The following is a 16317-nucleotide window of genomic DNA, read 5'->3' on the forward strand; positions in this document are numbered from 1 at the left end:
CACACCGCACATCTGATCCCTATGCTGCGCCAGTATGAACTTGTGGAACGGGTCAAAGCCTACGATCCGGACGCCGACGAGGCGCTGCTGAACCGCGCCTACGTCTATACTGTACAGAAACATGGCACCCAGAAGCGTGCAAGCGGAGACCCCTACTTCAGCCATCCGGTAGAAGTGGCGGGGCTGATGACCGACCTGAAACTCGATCAGGAAACGATCATGACCGCGCTGCTCCACGATACGGTGGAAGACACGCTGGCTACGATCGAGGATATCGAGGCGAATTTCGGGCCGGAAGTGGCGCGGCTGGTCGACGGCGTGACCAAGCTCAGCAAGATCGAAGCCATGCCCGAGGACGAGCGGGCGGCGGAAAACCTCCGCAAGTTCTTCCTCGCCATGTCGGAAGACATTCGCGTCCTGTTGGTCAAACTGGCCGACCGGCTGCACAACATGCGCACGCTGCATTTCATCAAATCTCCGGAAAAGCGGGCCCGGATCGCCCGCGAAACCATGGATATCTACGCCCCGCTCGCCGAGCGGGTCGGCATGTACGAATACATGCGCGAAATGCAGCTGCTGGCTTTTGAACAGGTCGAGCCTGAAGCTTATCAGACAATCACCGGGCGGCTGGAACAGATCCGCAAACAGGACGGGGGGCAGGTCGATGCGATCGCCTTGGGGATCAAGCAGGCGCTGGCCGAAGCGGGCCTTGCGGTGAAAGTCTGGGGCCGCGAAAAGCACCCTTATTCGATCTGGAAGAAGATGGCCGAACGCCATGTCAGCTTCGAACAGGTGACCGACATCATGGCGTTCCGCGTGATCGTGGAAAACGAAGCGGAATGTTACCAGGCGATGGGGATCCTCCACACCACCTGGCAATGCATCCCGGGCAAGTTCAAGGATTACATCTCCACTCCCAAGAACAACGGTTACCGGTCCCTGCACACCTCGCTGATTTACGAGAACTCGATGCGGGTCGAGGTGCAGATACGCACTCGCGAAATGCACAGAACCAACGAATTCGGGCTCGCTGCGCATTGGGCCTACAAGCAAGGCGACCGGCCCGACGGAGCAGTTGGCTGGCTGCGCGACCTGATCGAAATCGTCGATGCCAGCCATGATCCGGAAGAATTGCTCGAACATACCAGGCTGGCGATTTATCAGGACCGCATTTTCGCCTTCACCCCCAAGGGCGCGCTGCACCAGCTGCCCAAGGGTTCGACCCCGGTGGACTTTGCATTCGCGGTTCACACGGATCTCGGTGCGCAGACCGTCGGCGCCAAGATCAACGGACGTCACATGCCGCTGCGTACGCCGCTGGAAAACGGTGACGTGGTCGAACTGATCAAGGGCAAGACGGCGGAACCTCAGCTGTCATGGCTCGGATTTGTCGTCACCGGCAAGGCGCGGGCAGCGATACGGCGCGCCGTACGGCTCAAGGAACGTTCCGAAGTGGCGATGATCGGCCGCAAGATGTTTGAGGAAGTTGCCTCCCGCCTGCCTGCCAAGATCGGCAAGAAGGCCATCCGCGAGGCGGTCAAGCGGCTTGAGTTGGAGGACGAGGAAGCGCTGATGTACGCCGTCGGTGCGGCCAAGTTGACCGACCGCGACCTGATGGAGGCGCTCGTCCCCGGAAGCACCTCCGCCCTGCCGGACGAGGAATCCTGGCCGCGGCAGGAAAAGGCGATTTCCGTACGCGGCCTCACCCCCGGGGTCGCGTTCCAGCTCGCCGAATGCTGCCACCCGGTTCCCGGCGACCGGATTGTCGGCCTGCGCAAGATGGGCGAGGGGGTGGAGGTGCACTCTATTTCCTGCCTCACGCTCGCGAGCGGGATCGATGCCGATTGGCTCGACCTGTCATGGGGCCAGCATTCGCAGGGGGCCGTTGGGCGTCTGCGGGCGATCCTTTACGACCGGCCCGGAACTCTGGCGGAAATGGCGGGAACGTTCGCCAAGAATGTCGCCAATGTGGTGACGCTGGAACAGACGCAGCGCGACACTCCGTTTCACACATATGAAGTCGATCTGGAAGTGCAGGACCTTGCGCACCTGACGCGGATCATCAGCGCGCTGCGCGCCAGCGACGCCGTCGCGCAGGTAGACAGGATTTAAGACATGACCATTCTCGGGATCGATCACGTGCAACTGGCAATGCCGGTGGGGGCTGAGGATACCGCGCGGGAGTTCTATCACGGGGTGCTTGGGCTGGCAGAGACCGCGAAGCCTGCCGACCTAGCGCAGCGGGGGGGATGCTGGTTCGTCGGCGGGAACGCACATATCCATCTGGGGGCAGAACAGGATTTCAGCCCAGCGAGCAAAGCGCATCCGGCCCTGCTGGTGGAGGACTTCGACGCTTTCGCAGAGCGGCTGGCAAAGCATGGCTGCGACATCACGCCGGGCAAGCCGCTCGCCGGATACAAGCGCGGCGATATCGTCGATCCGTTCGGAAACCGGATCGAATTGATGCAGCGGGTCTAGAGCAGCTCCAGTTCTGCGGCTATTGGGTCGCCTTCGTACAGGTCCTCGGCCCGCATCACTTTCTTGGCTATCAACAGGACCCATTCCGACTGCTTCTGCTGCGGAAATACCGAGCTGCTCCAACTGGTGCCGCCGATCCGCGCCGTGACCTTGACCGAACCGAAACCGCGCCGCTTGCCGAACTCAAGCCGGTGAAGCCGTGCATGCATCGCGATCTGCTTCGCCGCTTCGCCAGAGATTACGACCAGATGATAGGTGCCGCGATCCCCCTGCCAGCGGGTCAGCGGCGCGGTGAAGGTGAGCGTCTCGTTCAATCGGCCGCCGCGCGCCGCACCGGCACGGGTATGTTGCAGATATCCGCGCCGCCGGCCGGGACGATGAAGAACGGATCGCGGCGGTTGGCGCGAGCGTCCGCGTATTCGGCGAAGGTCTCGCTCTCGGTAGACAAATATTCAAAGCCCGGCTGCTGGGCGGCGGGCAGGTCGGTAGCGACACGGACCGACAGGATCGGGGTGCGCTTGTCAATTTCGTCGGCCGCATAGAAGCCCAGTTCACCCTTGCCGCGCGGTAAGCTGGAGAAATGCTCCATCCCCTCGATCACCCGGCCGACCAGCGCAATATTACGGTCCAGATGGCGCGGCGCATGGCCGATCACGGTGTAGAGTTCGGCGCCAGAGCCGGTGTCGGGAGAGTAGTTCCGCCCCACGCCGACCATGCCGTAGCAGTGGGTGGGCCAAGCCTCCCACTCTCGGTCGTTCGATCGCTGCGACATGGCTAACTGCCAGCCACTCCAGTGGAATGTCCACACCGCATAAGGGTCGCGCCCGTTTGCTACGTCGTCATCCAAATCTTCAGCGACGGCAGAAAGTCCCTCCATCGGGTCGAAACGTGAGGGGTTGCATTGGGTGGGGACTTGGCTGACGGCAAAGCACTCTTCCGTCATAACCTTCAGCCCTTGCGGAAGCGGCTTGGGCTTACCCTTCGCTTCCGGATTGTCGTAATTGGGGTCGCCCCACTGGACCACGTAATTGTCCTGCACCCGGTTGACGCTGATATTGTCATACCACCCGGCGCGGGCGAAGGTGCGGATGTTCTCGACCCAGCCTTGGGAAAACGGCGGCGGCATCAGTTGGATCACCACCTGCCGCGCGGCGCCATCGACATCAGGGGCGAGAGTCATTACCAGCACGTTCTCAGACGGGATCGGCACCCAGTCGCCGGCCGCAGCCTCCGCAACGATCTCGCCGGGCGAGGGCGCTCCCTGCGGTTCCTCCTGGGCGAAGACGGGGGTGATGAGCGACAGCGCGGCGAGGGCGCCAAACAGGGTCCGGTTCATGCCCGCTATCCTGCCACCGCTGCGGCCAGCGTCAAATCTTATTCCGCAGCGTCTTCCAGCCCGTGCATGTCGTCATCCGATAGACCGAAATGATGACCGACCTCGTGGATGGTCACATGGGCGACTAGCCGTTCCAGCGAAATATCGCCGCGTTCGCGCCATTCCATCAGGATCGGCCCGCGAAAAAGCCGGATGCGGTCGGGCATGGTGCCCGATTGGTCGATGCTCTTGAGATGCAGGGGAATGCCTTCGTATATCCCCGAAAGTTCGGTCGGATGGTCGAGGTCGACTGCTGCCAAAGTCTCGTCGTCGGCAAAATCCTCGATCTGCAGCAGGATGTCGCCCAGATGCTCCGCAAAATGGAGCGGCAACCCGTCTAGGGTCCTGCGCGCAATCGCCTCGATTTCCGCGGCACTCGCGCCGGTAATGTTTCGCCAGTTCATGTTGACAATCTAGGAACGGGAGCAGGTGCAAACAATGGAGCGCATCCGCTTGCCAAGCCCTCGCGCAAAAGCTAGGGCGCCCCTCTTGCGGACGCTCCGAGCGAGCATCGCATGCGGAGACGTGGCCGAGTGGTCGAAGGCGCACGCCTGGAAAGTGTGTATAGGGGTAACTCTATCGTGGGTTCGAATCCCACCGTCTCCGCCACCTACCCGTCCAACCCTAATTAAACCTGTCCACAAGCCCTGGGAAATATTGACTTTTCAAGTCCCAAGTCTCGATCCGTGTCTAACCGTGACCATACCTAGCCAGCTCAACATCGGGGTATTGCGCATGACAACGTCACCCCGGGTTTTCTTGGGTAAGCCCGAATGCTTCATTGCATTCGTGCGACACCAGTTCGAGGATACCGTCGCGACAACTTCTGACGGAAACCTGACGAACTCGCTAAGTCGCGTCAGGTAAATTGGGGAAAGCTCACCGTAAAAATGGCACCGCCGTCAGGAGCGTTTTCCGCAATGACAGTGCCGCCATGTGCCTGGGCGAGTCGCTGGACGATGCCGAGACCTAATCCAGCTCCTACAGAATCTTGCCGGTTCTTGCGCCAGAAACGATCGAATATTTGGGGAATGTCTTCTGCTGCTATGCCTGGGCCATGATCCCGAACACATAATTGCGGTCCTGGACCTGCAGAGACTTCAACCAGCGTTCCATCTGGAGCATGGACCAGCGCGTTATCGATCAGGTTACGATAGATGCGAAAAATTGCTTCTTCATGGCCCTTCGTCACTGCCTCGCCAAAATCTGCGAAAGAAAGCTCTGAGCCAGCATTAAAAGCAACAGATGCTAGCTGCGCCACTGCCTTGCGGCCTACGTCTGCAAGATCGACCCTCGCACCGGTCTCAAACGCCTTGGCATCGGCTTGTGCCAGATCGAGCATCTGATTCACCAGCCGCGTCATCTGTCGGTTATCGGCCAGAAGCTCCTCGCGCTGCCGGCCGCTAGGCAGTTCGTCGAGCGCGAGTTGCATGATTGATAACGGCGTCCGCAGTTCATGGGCAGCATTGGCAGTAAACGAGCGTAAGATGCCCATCGATTCTTCAAGTCGCTCGAGTGCGCGGTTGACGGCCCGCACCAGGGTGGCAACCTCTCTGGGTTCGGTCGGCTCGGATATTCGCAGCGCCATGTTTTCCGGGTCAAGCCGGTCAACGTCAGCCTCGGCTCGCCGGAGCGGATTGAGGACGCGCCTGACAGCAAGAATATTGAAGAGCAGCATCAAAACCGAAAGCGGTACCAATGGCAATGCAACGTGTTGCAGGAGTTCATTCGCGATCACCGGCACATATGGCCGGATGCCTCTCCCTTCAAATTGCATGAACAGCCACCGGCGATCGCCTCCGACCACGACCGATCGCACGCCGGAGATACGAAACCCTTGCGCCAGTTCCTCGCGCCGCGTCCAGTCCATCAAGGTGCCCGCGTTGGGCGATGGTTGCCGCAACGTTCCGTTCTCGGAACTGGACGCATCGCCATCGACGTAACTTGCAAACCATCGACTAGCGCCCGGAGGACCCGCAAATTGCTCTGCTTCAGCAACTTGCCTGCTCTCGATCTTCTCCGCTTCCATCGTCAGCAATTCCTCTGCGAGGGATTGCGGCTGCTGACTGTAGGTGAAGATGACAATCCCAATGTCGAGCAGGGCAAAAAACAAAGTAAAAATAGCGAGGCGCGAAGCGATCTGGCGAAAAAGCGTCGGACTTTGTCTCGTTTCCAGAGGCCTCATTTCATTTTGCAACAGATTTGGGTTCATAGAGCGCATAGCCAACCCCATGGACCGTCTTGATTTCGATATTGGCTGATGCAGAGAACAAGCGCTTCCTGAGTCGCGAGATTGAAGCCTCCATGGCATTGGGGGTGATCTCGGCATCCATCGAATATATCGCATTTTCAATTGACTGTTTTGCCACGACATGGCCGGTTCTGCGTAGCAATACCTCAAGCAAATCCACTTCGCGCGGCGCGGTTTCGGTTGGATTACCCGCTATATGCACGGTTCGTTCGGCAAGGTTCAAGGATACATTGCCTGCCTGCAACACCGCTTCGAGCGCATTTCCGGGGCGGCGTAAGAGTGCCCTGCACCGCGCTGCCAGCTCAGGAATTTCAAGCGGCTTGACCACATAATCATCGGCTCCAGCATCCAGCCCAAGAACCCTGTCGTCTAAACCGCCCCTGGCTGTCATGACCAGGATTGGCGTGTGGTCCTTCTTACGTTTAAGTTGGGCGACCAGTTCCAGACCATCTCCGTCAGGCAAACCGAGATCGAGAAGTACCAAGTCGTAGTGGTTCATCTTGACCGCGTCCTGGGCGCCCTCAATTGTCTCGTACCAGTCAATCGCGAAGCCCTGCCGCTGTAGGCCGTCACGTATCAGGGATGCCAGCCGGGCATTATCTTCAACGAGTAGCAGGCGCATTATCAACATCCGATCCAGAAGCAGTCCGCTTATAGCCTGTAACCATGGACCATGGCATGTTTTCCTTGTGGCGGACACTTTCGACCACGGCCGCCAGAACATGGAGAACAGCTGCGCCAATGATGATGTTGGCCAGAGTTTCGTGTAGCTCCTCGACCCAGGGTTCGCCCCAGAACTGATCGCTCCCCATCATCCAGCCGGTAATGCCCAAGCCAGCAATGAGGATCATCAGAATGACCATCATCACGGCACCTGCCGGATTGTGGCCGACATAGCGCGGCTCTTGCCGGCGGACGAGCGCAGATGCGTACTGAACGAGGGTCTTTGGACCGGGAACGAACGCAGAAAAGCGCGCATGTCCCTTGCCGACGAAACCCCAGATGAGGCGAACGGTCAGCGCGCCGACCATGGCATACCCCAGATAGATGTGCGGATCCTCAACATGACGCAGCACCGTAAGGTTGGCGATCGTGCCAAGCGCAATCGTCCAGTGAAAGATGCGCACCAACGGATCCCATACCTTGATCCGCTGGTGCGCTTTGTCGGCCGTTCCGAACTCAATGGCCTGAGGTCCGCCGCTCGAATGTTTCGGATGATCCATCGATCAATCGATGTTGTTTTGGACGACGGCGCCCGTAACAGGGTTGAAGTAGACTTCAGCACGCCGGCCATCTTTGTTGATGGCGTAGATTTCATAGCAGCTTCCAGACGTCTGAAACACCTTGATGGATTTAAAACCCATCTTCGCGATTTTCGCTTTCATCTTTGCAGGGGACATCCATTTGCTTTGCGGCTGCGCAGTGCAAACCGGGCTGGCAAAGGCAGCAGGTGAGAACGTCATCTTGGCAATCGCGGCAGCAACTGAAATCAATAGTCTGTTCTTCATAATCGTCACTCCAGTTCCATGGCCACGGGATCGGGCCGGTCACTGCGATCTGATGGAGAATGCTGACGAACTGCTGACGCCCTCGTCAGAATTCTGTTGTGCTATGAATTATACTTTTGAACCCCGTCAGGCCGCCGTCAGTTTTTCGGCTGATCTGAGTGGGGCAGCAGAGATGCGCAAAACCAGTTTGGAGAAACCCCATGAAGAAGATTTTTACAGTTGGCGCCGCCGTTTTTACTCTAACCATTGCAGGTGCCGCTGCGCTTGCCGCTCAAGGCGGCCCAGTCAAGGATCTGGCCCCTCAGACAAAGGCAAATCTCGAAGCAGCCATGCATGGAGAGGCCTTCGCCAATCTCAAATATCTTCGTTACGCCGAGCAAGCCGATGCGGCGGGCAAAAAGGAACTCGCGCAATTGTTTCGAGAGTCAGCGAATATTGAGGCAAATGAGCATTTCGACCGTGAAGCAGAAGCGCTTCGGTTGGGAAGCTCAAACGCGACCAATCTCGAAGATGCAATGGCCGGCGAGCATTATGAAAACACCAAGATTTACGTTGAATTTGCGGACCAGGCGGAAGCAGCGGGCGACCCGAAAGTCGCCGCTATGTTCCGTCAGATCGCAGTGGATGAAGGTGTGCACTACGACGCATACAAGGCAGCGCTTTCAAAAATTAAGTCATAGGACCAGCGCCCGTACCGGCCAGGTGTTCCCCCTGCGTCTGGCCGGTATAAAGCGCGACTGTCGCGCTTTGAGCTTATCAGTCTTACAGACGCTGAAATTCTCTGCCAAATCATGAAGAATAGGCATCACGATTGTGGCCCATCGAGCCTTATTCCGTGCCAAGATCTGCCACACATTTTGTAAATCTCCGCAACAAGGGATTTCGCTCAACATACGCCCAATGCTGAATGTGCGCCCGTCAGCTATTTATACTTTCCATTCCATAAGCGGGCTCGAAGCAATCCACGTCACTCCTGCCTTCGATCGTCCATTTGCAGCCCTAAAAGCTGCCGGTTTGAGGCCCTAGACGAAACCTGAACGTAGGGCGGCTTTCAGGGAAAAAGAATGACCTCCGAAACGGCAGCTATGTCGGCGGATGTAGTCATAGTGCCAGCGACCAGGTCTGACGGCAGCTATTCCCCACTTTCGAACAAAACCTGCTGTTCTGAAGACGACCCATCGCGGACATTCAGAGGCGCTGGGAGCCTACTCTCCACATCATCTTCCTCAAGAGCCTTTAGGCAGGATTGTCACCACCACGCGCCGATAGCGTGTAAGGGCCGGGGTACCCTTATCCGTCACCTTGAGGATGAAGTGAGCCTCGGAGGGTCGGTCAACGACTGGAGCGGTGAAGCCCCGCGCATAGAGGTTCTCTGCGCCCCACATCTCGATGGTCTTCGGGTAGGTTCCGGCCTCTGGATACTGGAACCATTGATAGCTAAGGCTGTCCCCATCCGGATCGGTAGTGCCAAGAGCGCTGAGCGGAACCGTGTCGCCGGATCGAACGGTTACTCTGTCAGGGTGAGCAAGTCGGACGACGGGCGGATGATTGGCGTCGGCGGGGGTCTTGACCGTCCAATCCATGCGGGCTGCAAAGTCGTTTTGGAACTCGTCGCGCCAGCGCCAAAGTGTCTCGCGGAAGCCGGTGAATGTGCGGTCCAATTGCCCTATCGCGCGTCCATAAGGCTTGGCGACATAAGGCTTGAAGCTATCCACCGCATTGGTCCAGATTGGCCGTGTTTCCGCAGGAACAGGAACGCCGCCATTGAATCCATCGGGATTTGTGGTCGAGCGTTCAGGCGTGCGAAGTTCATAGCGTCCACCCCAGCCGCCCCAGTCTGGGCGCTCAGGCACGTTGAGGCCGTTGGGAATAAGGCCAAGGAAAGAAGGTGTGTCGCCTTCAACACCGTAGGCGGTGTCTGGATAGGCAGCGCCGAGCGGGCCGTGTCCCTGCTGAATGTGCTCAGCGAACCATCCGTTTGAGATTGCCGTGTTGTCGATGCCCTCGACCACAGAGTTGATTGCCGTCCAAGTCGCGGCACCATAGCCGCCCGGACTGACGACGTAGAAAAGCTGCGGAAACTCCTTACGCATCCACGGTCCGCTGTCGTCCTGATCCGAGATGGTATAGACCCGTAGCTTCGAGATCAGCCGCTTCGCTGCCTCCGGACTGCGGGTCGCGCGAATGTCGTGGAGTGCTTGCGCAAGGGTGTTAGGACCACCCCAGCCAGCTACCCAAAGGGGCCGAGGATCAGGCCGCTCCAGCGCTGCGATGAGCCGCCGCGACCCATCCGTGGACTTACCTGAGCCGACGCCAGCCGTGCCATAGACCGGCTGTCCGGACCCGACGAGCCGGTAGAGCGCAGCAGCCTGAGGAAAGGCGGTGTCGTGGCGCGCAAGATTGCCGCGCACTTTCGCATATTCGGCGATCACCCGTCGGATAGACTCTGGGGCGATCCTGTTCTTCTGGTGCACAGACGTGGTAGCGACGAGACCTTCAAGATCGATCTCGTTTGCATATAGCAGGAGCCGGATCAGCGACTGTGTGTCGTCCGGATCGGCCTCAATGTCTGTTAGTATGAAGAGCCTTGGCTTCGTGACCGAGGAGACAGGTGCCGCAACCTGACCCGCTGCCGCTGCCGGGATGCTCACTATCAACGCGGCCACTAAAGCTGGCCTAAGCCAAAAACCCATCGCCGTCCCTCCTGTTAGCGCTAACAGTATCGCGATTTGGGAAGGTGAGGTCAATCGTCGTTGACGGCCAACGAATGTCCGCGTTCCACCTTAGTTCTTGCCTTTCCAGCCGTCTAAAGCCGCACCTAAAAGCGGACCGGCAGAAAGCCACTACATTTCGGCCATGCAAAACCGATTTGTGTAACCCTAAAAGCTGCCGGTTGGGGCCCTCAACGAAACCTGAACGAAGGACAGCTTTCAGAGGAGGCAAATTAGCCTGGGAACGGCAGCTATGTCGGCCGAAGCCGTCGCGCTGCCCTCGGCCGGGCCTATAGGCAGCTTATCGCCAACTTCCTCTAAAGCTTGCCGGTCAGCTGCCAGCTAAGGAGCTGCCGGGCGCAAACGAACCCTAACTCTCGCTATTAGCGAACCTGCGCCTGCTAAACGAATGCGGCCATTCTATTGACATTCAAGTCATCACAGCTTCTCAGCTTCGTGCCTGTCTTTAGCCGATCCGTTCTGGCAGATCGAAAAGTGTCGTGAACCGCCGAGCGACCTCGTGGTCGCCCGTCACCTCCACGCCCATGTCCGCCGCGGGCAAGCTGAGATAGACCATGGCGGCGAGCGGTGAGGCTTGCGGCGCGCCGAACGTTGCGTCGCATTCCTCCAATTCCCCCAGAGTCACGCTGAATGCCCCGTCCGCCACCGTGCCGGTGAAGAATGTGTCTGGAAAGCGGACGCCGATGCGCGCGCGCCAGTCGCCCGCCTTCGCAGGGTCGAACATGGTTCGCAGCGACAACATGAAACTCACCGGCGACAGCGGCAGCTTGGGATCGTGCCCCTCCGACATCGCGGCCCAGCGCCCTAGTTCCTGGATCAGCGGCTCCGTCCGGTAGCCCCACCGCGTCAGTTCGTAGACCTGCACGGCGCCGGGCGGGGGCAACTTACGCCGCACCAGCACGCCCGCCTCGGCGAGGCCCGCCAGCCGCTCGGTCAGCACTTTCGCCGAAATGCCGGGCAGGCTGGCGAACAGGTCGGAAAAGCGGCGCGGCCCGAAGATAAGCTCGCGCACAATTAGCAGCGCCCAACGCTCGCCCAGCAATTCCATCGCGAAGGCGGTTCCGCAGGCATCGCCATACCACCTGCCGTGAGTTGCACGCGGCGGGTTGGTTACCTTTAGAAAGTTCATAGTTGCATTAAGTAACTAGATAAGTCAGTCTTGGCAAGGTCGACTCGTTGGATCGACCCTGAATTGGAGAGTGCCATGACCAAAACGATCTTCGTGAACCTGCCTGTCGCCGACGTCGCCAAATCGTCCGCTTTCTACGAAGCGCTCGGCTTCGCGAAGAACGATGCCTTTTCGAACGAGCAGGCGAGCGCGATGGTCTGGTCCGACGCCATCAGCGTTATGCTGCTGGATCATGCGTTTTATTCGACCTTCACCGAAAAGCCTATTGCCGACACCCGCGCTACCAGCGCCGTGCTCAACTGCCTGTCGTTCGACGACAAACCGGCGGTCGATGCCTTCCACGCTTCCGCGAAGAGCGCCGGCGGCAGCGAACCGCGCGCGATCGAGGACCAGGGCTTCATGTACGGCGGCGCGATCGAGGACCCGGACGGTCACACTTGGGAAACGATGTGGATGGATCAGGACTGGACGCCGCCCACGGACACATGATCGATCAGCTGAAAGAGAGGAGAAGACCCATGACCTATGTAAACGGATTTGTTCTGGCTGTGCCGGAAGACAGCAAGCAGGCTTACATCGAGACTGCCGAGAAGTTCTGGACCCTAGCCAGCGAATTCGGCGCGCTCAGCCAGGTGGAGTGCTGGGAGGCCGACGTGAAGGACGGCCACACCACCGATTTCCGTAGGGCAACGAAAGCACAGGAGGGCGAGAAGATCGTCTTTAGCTGGGTCACTTGGCCCGACAAGGAAACTGCCGAGGCGGCCGAGAAGAAGATGATGGAAGATCCGCGCAGGGAGGAGTTCGGCGAAATGCCGTTCGACGGCAAGCGAATGATCTACGGCGGCTTCGAGCCCGTAGTTCACAAGGGGGCCTGACGTTGGGGGTCGCCAACGTCTTCGTTTCGATCGGAGTCGCGGACCATCCGGCGGGCTGCACCTGGTTGAGCAGCGTATTGGTGCAGCTTGGCATGAAGGGTTGTTGTTCAGTTGGACAATCAAGCTGATCCGGTTGGTAACGACCATGGCTCTAATTACGATACCGGTGACTGGAAGGCGGACGTGGTGGAGGTCTAGATGATCAGGACGTTTAGCGAATGAATGAATGACCAATATGAGTTCAAAGCGGGCGTCAAATCATCCACATACGGACTTCGCTTTTGGGTCTGGGAGCGGACTGACTTCTTCTGAGATGCTCACTCACAATAACTGACTCGACAAGTTGCTGGAGTCAGAAACTTAGAAATCAACTCTGTTGCGCTAGGCGAACAATCTTCTCTCGAAGCCAGCTAAGTCCGGTGTCACGCGTCTTGGAAATGTGGTGCTGCATCATCTCACGCATCAATGGCAGTTCATAGGGAACTTCAACGACCGCAAGATCGAAGATTGGTTGGGTGACTTTGGCGAGGCGCTCATGCATCACTGCCAGCCTGTTTGTTCCGCGAAGGAGCCATGGGACCTGAATAAACGATTGAGCTGCTACTTCGATGCGCCGTTCGGGTGCTAGCTTTTTCAAAATAGTTTCGACGAAGGTATCCTGATTTGAAATCCGCACGGCAACGTGACCACATTTGAGGAACCTTTCGATAGACATCGGACCGCTAAGGGCGGGGTTTCCCTTCGAACCCACCACGACATGCTTCTCTTCGAACAGCAATTCCGTCGGGTGATCAGAATCAAGAAATTCGTCCGGAGTTAAGAGCAGGTCGGTCTCCCCAGCCTCCAATCTTGCGGCGCTCTGGCTGCTTGGTAGAGACAGATTGAGCCGCACCCCGGGTGCCTCGACCTGCAGATGCTCGATCAGCGGCACTAGCAAAACAGTGGTAATGTAGTCCGAGGCATTGATCTGGAACCGCCTTTTGGAAGTTGCCGGATCGAACCCAGTGCCAGTGGCAATGAGAGTCTTTAGCCGCATCAGTGTTATACTGACTTCGGGCGCCAGAGTGAGTGCGTGCTGGGTCGGGATCATCTTCTTGCCATGGAGGATCAGGATTTCGTCCTGAAAGCTCCCACGTAATCGCTTGAGCGAAGCGCTCATCGCTGATTGCGTAACGTTTAGTCGTTGGGCAGCGCGCGTCACACTGCGCTCTTCGAGCAAAACTTCGAAGGCAACTAACAGGTTAAGGTCGAAATTATCCAGCCGCATTATGTATCGATAGCATTTGTGGTAAATCAGAAAAACAAAAAATTGGACTACTGGATGTGATAGGCGCATTTTCCTCCCAAGATAAGAACAACCTTTTTGGGAGATTTGGGGATGCGTAAGAATTTTCTGATCGGAAGCGCCGTAAGCGCGATTGTAGCGATGACCGCTAGCAGCCATGCGATGGCGCAGGATAGTGAAACGCGGACGGAAAGCGAACGCGATGCTGCGCTCACCGAAACCGCCGGCGTCTCGGGCGGCCTGAACGAAATCATCGTTACCGCTCAGCGCAAGTCCGAATCCTTGCAGGACGCAGCAATTCCTATAAACGCTGCCACCGGCGAAGATCTCGCTCGTGCAGGCGTAGCCGATGCAACTACTCTCAACGCCATAGCGCCGGCACTTTATGTGACAGCAGGTGGCGGGGCCAACGCCGGATATTTTGTCCGCGGCGTGGGTAATTTCACCAATAATGGCTATACCAGCCCAGCAGTGGCCTTCAATGTTGACGGGGTATATATCGGCCGCCCGTCGTCAACCATCGCATCGTTTCTAGACGTTGCGGTAGTGGAGGTGCTGAAGGGGCCGCAGGGAACCTTGTACGGGCGGAACGCAACCGGCGGCGCCATCAACGTGATCCCGACCAAACCGGTACCAGGCGAGACCAGCGGCTTTGTCTCCGGTTCCTATGGGAATTATGATGCTATCGGCGTCGAAGGCGCCTTGAATCTGGCTGTAGGCGAGGATGGTGCGATCCGGCTCTCCGCAGCGATCAATGATCACGATGGCTACAATCTTGATGGAACATTCGACGCCAAGGATTTTGCATTTCGGGGGCAATTCTACGCCGAGCCGACCAACGGGTTCGATATCCGTTTCTCCGTCGACTACTCGACCCAGAAGGGTGTCGGGCCCGGGACGGACGTTTTCGGTGCCTATCAACTGGTGCCCCCATTCGTGCCTGGCCGGAACGATCTCCCGGTTCCTGGATGGGAATTTCAACCGGCTCCTCCGGCAGTGGCAGAACCCTTTACCGGACTTCATACACCGGAAGCGCTGGCATATCTGGGCACCATTTCGACTGCACCCTTGTTTTCGCCATTCCAGGGCTTCGCCTATCCGTCGCGCGACGATGAATATCTCGGGGTGAACGCGGAAGTTAACCTAGAGCTCGGAGATATCGATCTAGTCATAATCCCCGCCTATCGTCGTTCCGAATTAGACAATGTATTCAACGGGCCTCCGTTTAAAGCTGCAATCAATCAGGATACAGCGGAACAGTGGAGTATCGAGGCGCGTCTTTCAGGATCTTCTGGGCCAATCGACTGGATCGCGGGCACTTATTATTTCGACGAGCGCGTCGAGGGGGTGAACGCCTTTAATCAATTCGGTACTGTCTCTAACAATGCATTCGATTCAAAGTCGGAATCACTGGCATTCTTTGGCCGTGCGACATTCAATATTTCGGACAGCCTTCGCCTTGTGGGCGGCCTACGTTACACTGACGAAAAGCGGTCGATTGATGCATTCGCTACCGCGACAGCCGGCGTTTGCTTGGAAGATCCTGTCGGTCGGGCACCTTTCTGCCCCCAGGTGCCAACCTTGCCGGTCGGCCTCACACTTCAGGATGTGTTAGGCGGCCTAAATCCCGCCCTGTTTCCGGTGCCCGGCAGGAACCCGCAAACTGCCTTCAATCCCAACGGAATGGATGGCGTGGGCCAAGTGTTTCCATATGGGCCAATCAACTTCTTCGCACCGGCGCAATTCGGGCCGGGCGCTCTGTTGATCATTACGCCGAACACCATCCAGCGTTCGGATAGCGACAACCAGCTCACTTATCGTGCGGCTGTCGAGTTTGATATCACTCCCGACAATTTGCTCTATGCCAGTTTCGAAAACGGCTTCCGCGCAGGCGGGTTCAATCTGGCACGCGGCCGGGAAACCTACGAACCTGAATTCATCGATGCTTTCACTATTGGCTCGAAAAACCGGTTCTTCGACAACCGCTTCGAGCTGAATGCGGAGCTTTTCTACTGGAAATACAAAGGACAGCAGCTCGCTGCGCTTGGCGTAGATATCGATGGCAACAATGCGTTTTACACCCGCAACGTCGGGAAATCCTCGATCAAGGGCGTCGATATCGACTTCCAGTTCCTTGCCACAGAAACGACCCGCCTTCGTGGCGGCGTGCAATTCCTTGATGCCAAATATGACAATTACTCGTTTGATCAGGTCGATCTCGCTGATCCTGGTGATCCGCCCAACTTCTTGCGTCCAGTCACGTCTTGCGAAACGACGCAGCAGCCAATTGATCCAGCGACCGGCAAGGGATCCTATATCGTTGACTGTTCCGGCAAGCAGGCCCTCAATTCTCCGAAATGGTCGGCCAATGCGGGGATCGAGCAGACGATCGAATTAGGAGACCTGAAACTAGTAGGCACCTTCGATGGCCGCTATCGCGGTAGCCGCGAAGTGGGATTCAATTATATCCCGCAGAGTCGGGTGGGGAGCGATCTGACGCTTGATGCCTCACTCACTCTGGCCGAATTTGATGATAAATGGTCGCTGACTGCCTTCGTCCGTAATATCACGGATGAAGCCGTTCCCACGACCGTACAACTGGGCTCAGGTAATATTGTCGGGGGGACATTTCAGCCGCCGCGGACCTATGGTGTTCGTGCACGGTTCAACTTCTGATTGGAGGG

Annotated in this window: 16 protein-coding genes and 1 tRNA gene; 7 read left to right on the forward strand and 10 right to left on the reverse strand. The window is 57.8% G+C overall.

Annotation, left to right across the window (positions count from 1 at the left end):
• Nucleotides 1-21 precede the first annotated feature (21 nt).
• Together GRI65_RS14865 and GRI65_RS14870 are read left to right on the forward strand one after the other, a co-directional pair.
• The gene (locus GRI65_RS14865; protein WP_160757385.1) at nt 22-2112 is read left to right on the forward strand and encodes a RelA/SpoT family protein; all 2091 of its coding nucleotides are present in this window, start codon (nt 22-24) and stop codon (nt 2110-2112) included.
• A gap of 3 nt (nt 2113-2115) precedes the next feature.
• Nucleotides 2116-2478, forward strand: a complete 363-nt coding sequence (locus GRI65_RS14870) for a VOC family protein (RefSeq protein WP_160757386.1) — start codon at nt 2116-2118, stop codon at nt 2476-2478.
• Here the strand turns inward: GRI65_RS14870 and GRI65_RS14875 are convergent.
• Genes GRI65_RS14875 through GRI65_RS14885 form a run of 3 tightly spaced genes read right to left on the reverse strand, consistent with a single transcriptional unit; the run spans nt 2475 to nt 4257 of the window.
• Nucleotides 2475-2792 (reverse strand): DUF1905 domain-containing protein, encoded by a 318-nt coding sequence (locus tag GRI65_RS14875; protein ID WP_160757387.1) that lies wholly within the window; start codon nt 2790-2792, stop codon nt 2475-2477. The two genes, GRI65_RS14870 and GRI65_RS14875, sit on opposite strands and share 4 nt — an antisense overlap.
• A complete protein-coding gene (locus GRI65_RS14880; RefSeq protein WP_160757388.1) occupies nt 2789-3814 on the reverse strand; it encodes a peptidylprolyl isomerase in 1026 nt (341 codons plus the stop codon). The genes GRI65_RS14875 and GRI65_RS14880 overlap by 4 nt, the downstream gene beginning before the upstream one ends.
• A gap of 38 nt (nt 3815-3852) precedes the next feature.
• A complete protein-coding gene (locus GRI65_RS14885) occupies nt 3853-4257 on the reverse strand; it encodes a metallopeptidase family protein (RefSeq protein ID WP_160757389.1) in 405 nt (134 codons plus the stop codon).
• 115 nt (nt 4258-4372) lie between these two features.
• Between GRI65_RS14885 and GRI65_RS14890 the strand changes: the two genes are divergently transcribed.
• Nucleotides 4373-4462, forward strand: a tRNA-Ser gene (locus GRI65_RS14890).
• A 250-nt stretch (nt 4463-4712) separates the two neighbouring features.
• Here GRI65_RS14890 and GRI65_RS14895 read toward each other — a convergent pair.
• Genes GRI65_RS14895 through GRI65_RS14910 form a run of 4 tightly spaced genes read right to left on the reverse strand, consistent with a single transcriptional unit; the run spans nt 4713 to nt 7612 of the window.
• On the reverse strand, nt 4713-6065 hold the full coding sequence (locus GRI65_RS14895) for a HAMP domain-containing sensor histidine kinase (protein ID WP_232844215.1): 1353 nt from the start codon (nt 6063-6065) through the stop codon (nt 4713-4715).
• On the reverse strand, nt 6040-6726 hold the full coding sequence (locus tag GRI65_RS14900; RefSeq protein WP_160757390.1) for a response regulator: 687 nt from the start codon (nt 6724-6726) through the stop codon (nt 6040-6042). Before GRI65_RS14900 ends, GRI65_RS14895 begins: the two co-directional genes overlap by 26 nt.
• Nucleotides 6707-7327, reverse strand: coding sequence for a cytochrome b/b6 domain-containing protein (locus GRI65_RS14905; RefSeq protein WP_160757391.1), 621 nt, complete (start codon nt 7325-7327; stop codon nt 6707-6709). The genes GRI65_RS14900 and GRI65_RS14905 overlap by 20 nt, the downstream gene beginning before the upstream one ends.
• Nucleotides 7328-7330: 3 nt before the next feature.
• Nucleotides 7331-7612, reverse strand: coding sequence for a PepSY domain-containing protein (locus GRI65_RS14910; protein ID WP_160757422.1), 282 nt, complete (start codon nt 7610-7612; stop codon nt 7331-7333).
• Between the two features lie 200 nt (nt 7613-7812).
• Here GRI65_RS14910 and GRI65_RS14915 point away from each other — a divergent pair, with 200 nt between their 5' ends.
• On the forward strand, nt 7813-8292 hold the full coding sequence (locus GRI65_RS14915; protein WP_232844216.1) for a rubrerythrin family protein: 480 nt from the start codon (nt 7813-7815) through the stop codon (nt 8290-8292).
• Nucleotides 8293-8838: 546 nt separating this feature from the next.
• On the opposite strand, the gene GRI65_RS14920 is transcribed toward GRI65_RS14915, so the two are convergent.
• The gene (locus tag GRI65_RS14920) at nt 8839-10263 is read right to left on the reverse strand and encodes a DUF1593 domain-containing protein (RefSeq protein ID WP_332872672.1); all 1425 of its coding nucleotides are present in this window, start codon (nt 10261-10263) and stop codon (nt 8839-8841) included.
• A 526-nt stretch (nt 10264-10789) separates the two neighbouring features.
• Nucleotides 10790-11473 (reverse strand): winged helix-turn-helix transcriptional regulator, encoded by a 684-nt coding sequence (locus GRI65_RS14925; protein ID WP_232844217.1) that lies wholly within the window; start codon nt 11471-11473, stop codon nt 10790-10792.
• 75 nt (nt 11474-11548) lie between these two features.
• Between GRI65_RS14925 and GRI65_RS14930 the strand changes: the two genes are divergently transcribed.
• Nucleotides 11549-11962: a VOC family protein gene (locus GRI65_RS14930; protein ID WP_160757393.1), complete on the forward strand. Its 414-nt coding sequence runs from the start codon at nt 11549-11551 to the stop codon at nt 11960-11962.
• Between the two features lie 29 nt (nt 11963-11991).
• Nucleotides 11992-12348 (forward strand): DUF1428 domain-containing protein, encoded by a 357-nt coding sequence (locus tag GRI65_RS14935; RefSeq protein WP_160757394.1) that lies wholly within the window; start codon nt 11992-11994, stop codon nt 12346-12348.
• 367 nt (nt 12349-12715) lie between these two features.
• On the opposite strand, the gene GRI65_RS14940 is transcribed toward GRI65_RS14935, so the two are convergent.
• A complete protein-coding gene (locus tag GRI65_RS14940) occupies nt 12716-13615 on the reverse strand; it encodes a LysR family transcriptional regulator (RefSeq protein ID WP_160757395.1) in 900 nt (299 codons plus the stop codon).
• A gap of 111 nt (nt 13616-13726) precedes the next feature.
• Between GRI65_RS14940 and GRI65_RS14945 the strand changes: the two genes are divergently transcribed.
• Nucleotides 13727-16309, forward strand: coding sequence for a TonB-dependent receptor (locus tag GRI65_RS14945; protein WP_160757396.1), 2583 nt, complete (start codon nt 13727-13729; stop codon nt 16307-16309).
• Nucleotides 16310-16317: the final 8 nt, after the last annotated feature.

Source organism: Allopontixanthobacter sediminis, assembly GCF_009828115.1.
GTDB classification, from domain to species: domain Bacteria; phylum Pseudomonadota; class Alphaproteobacteria; order Sphingomonadales; family Sphingomonadaceae; genus Allopontixanthobacter; species Allopontixanthobacter sediminis.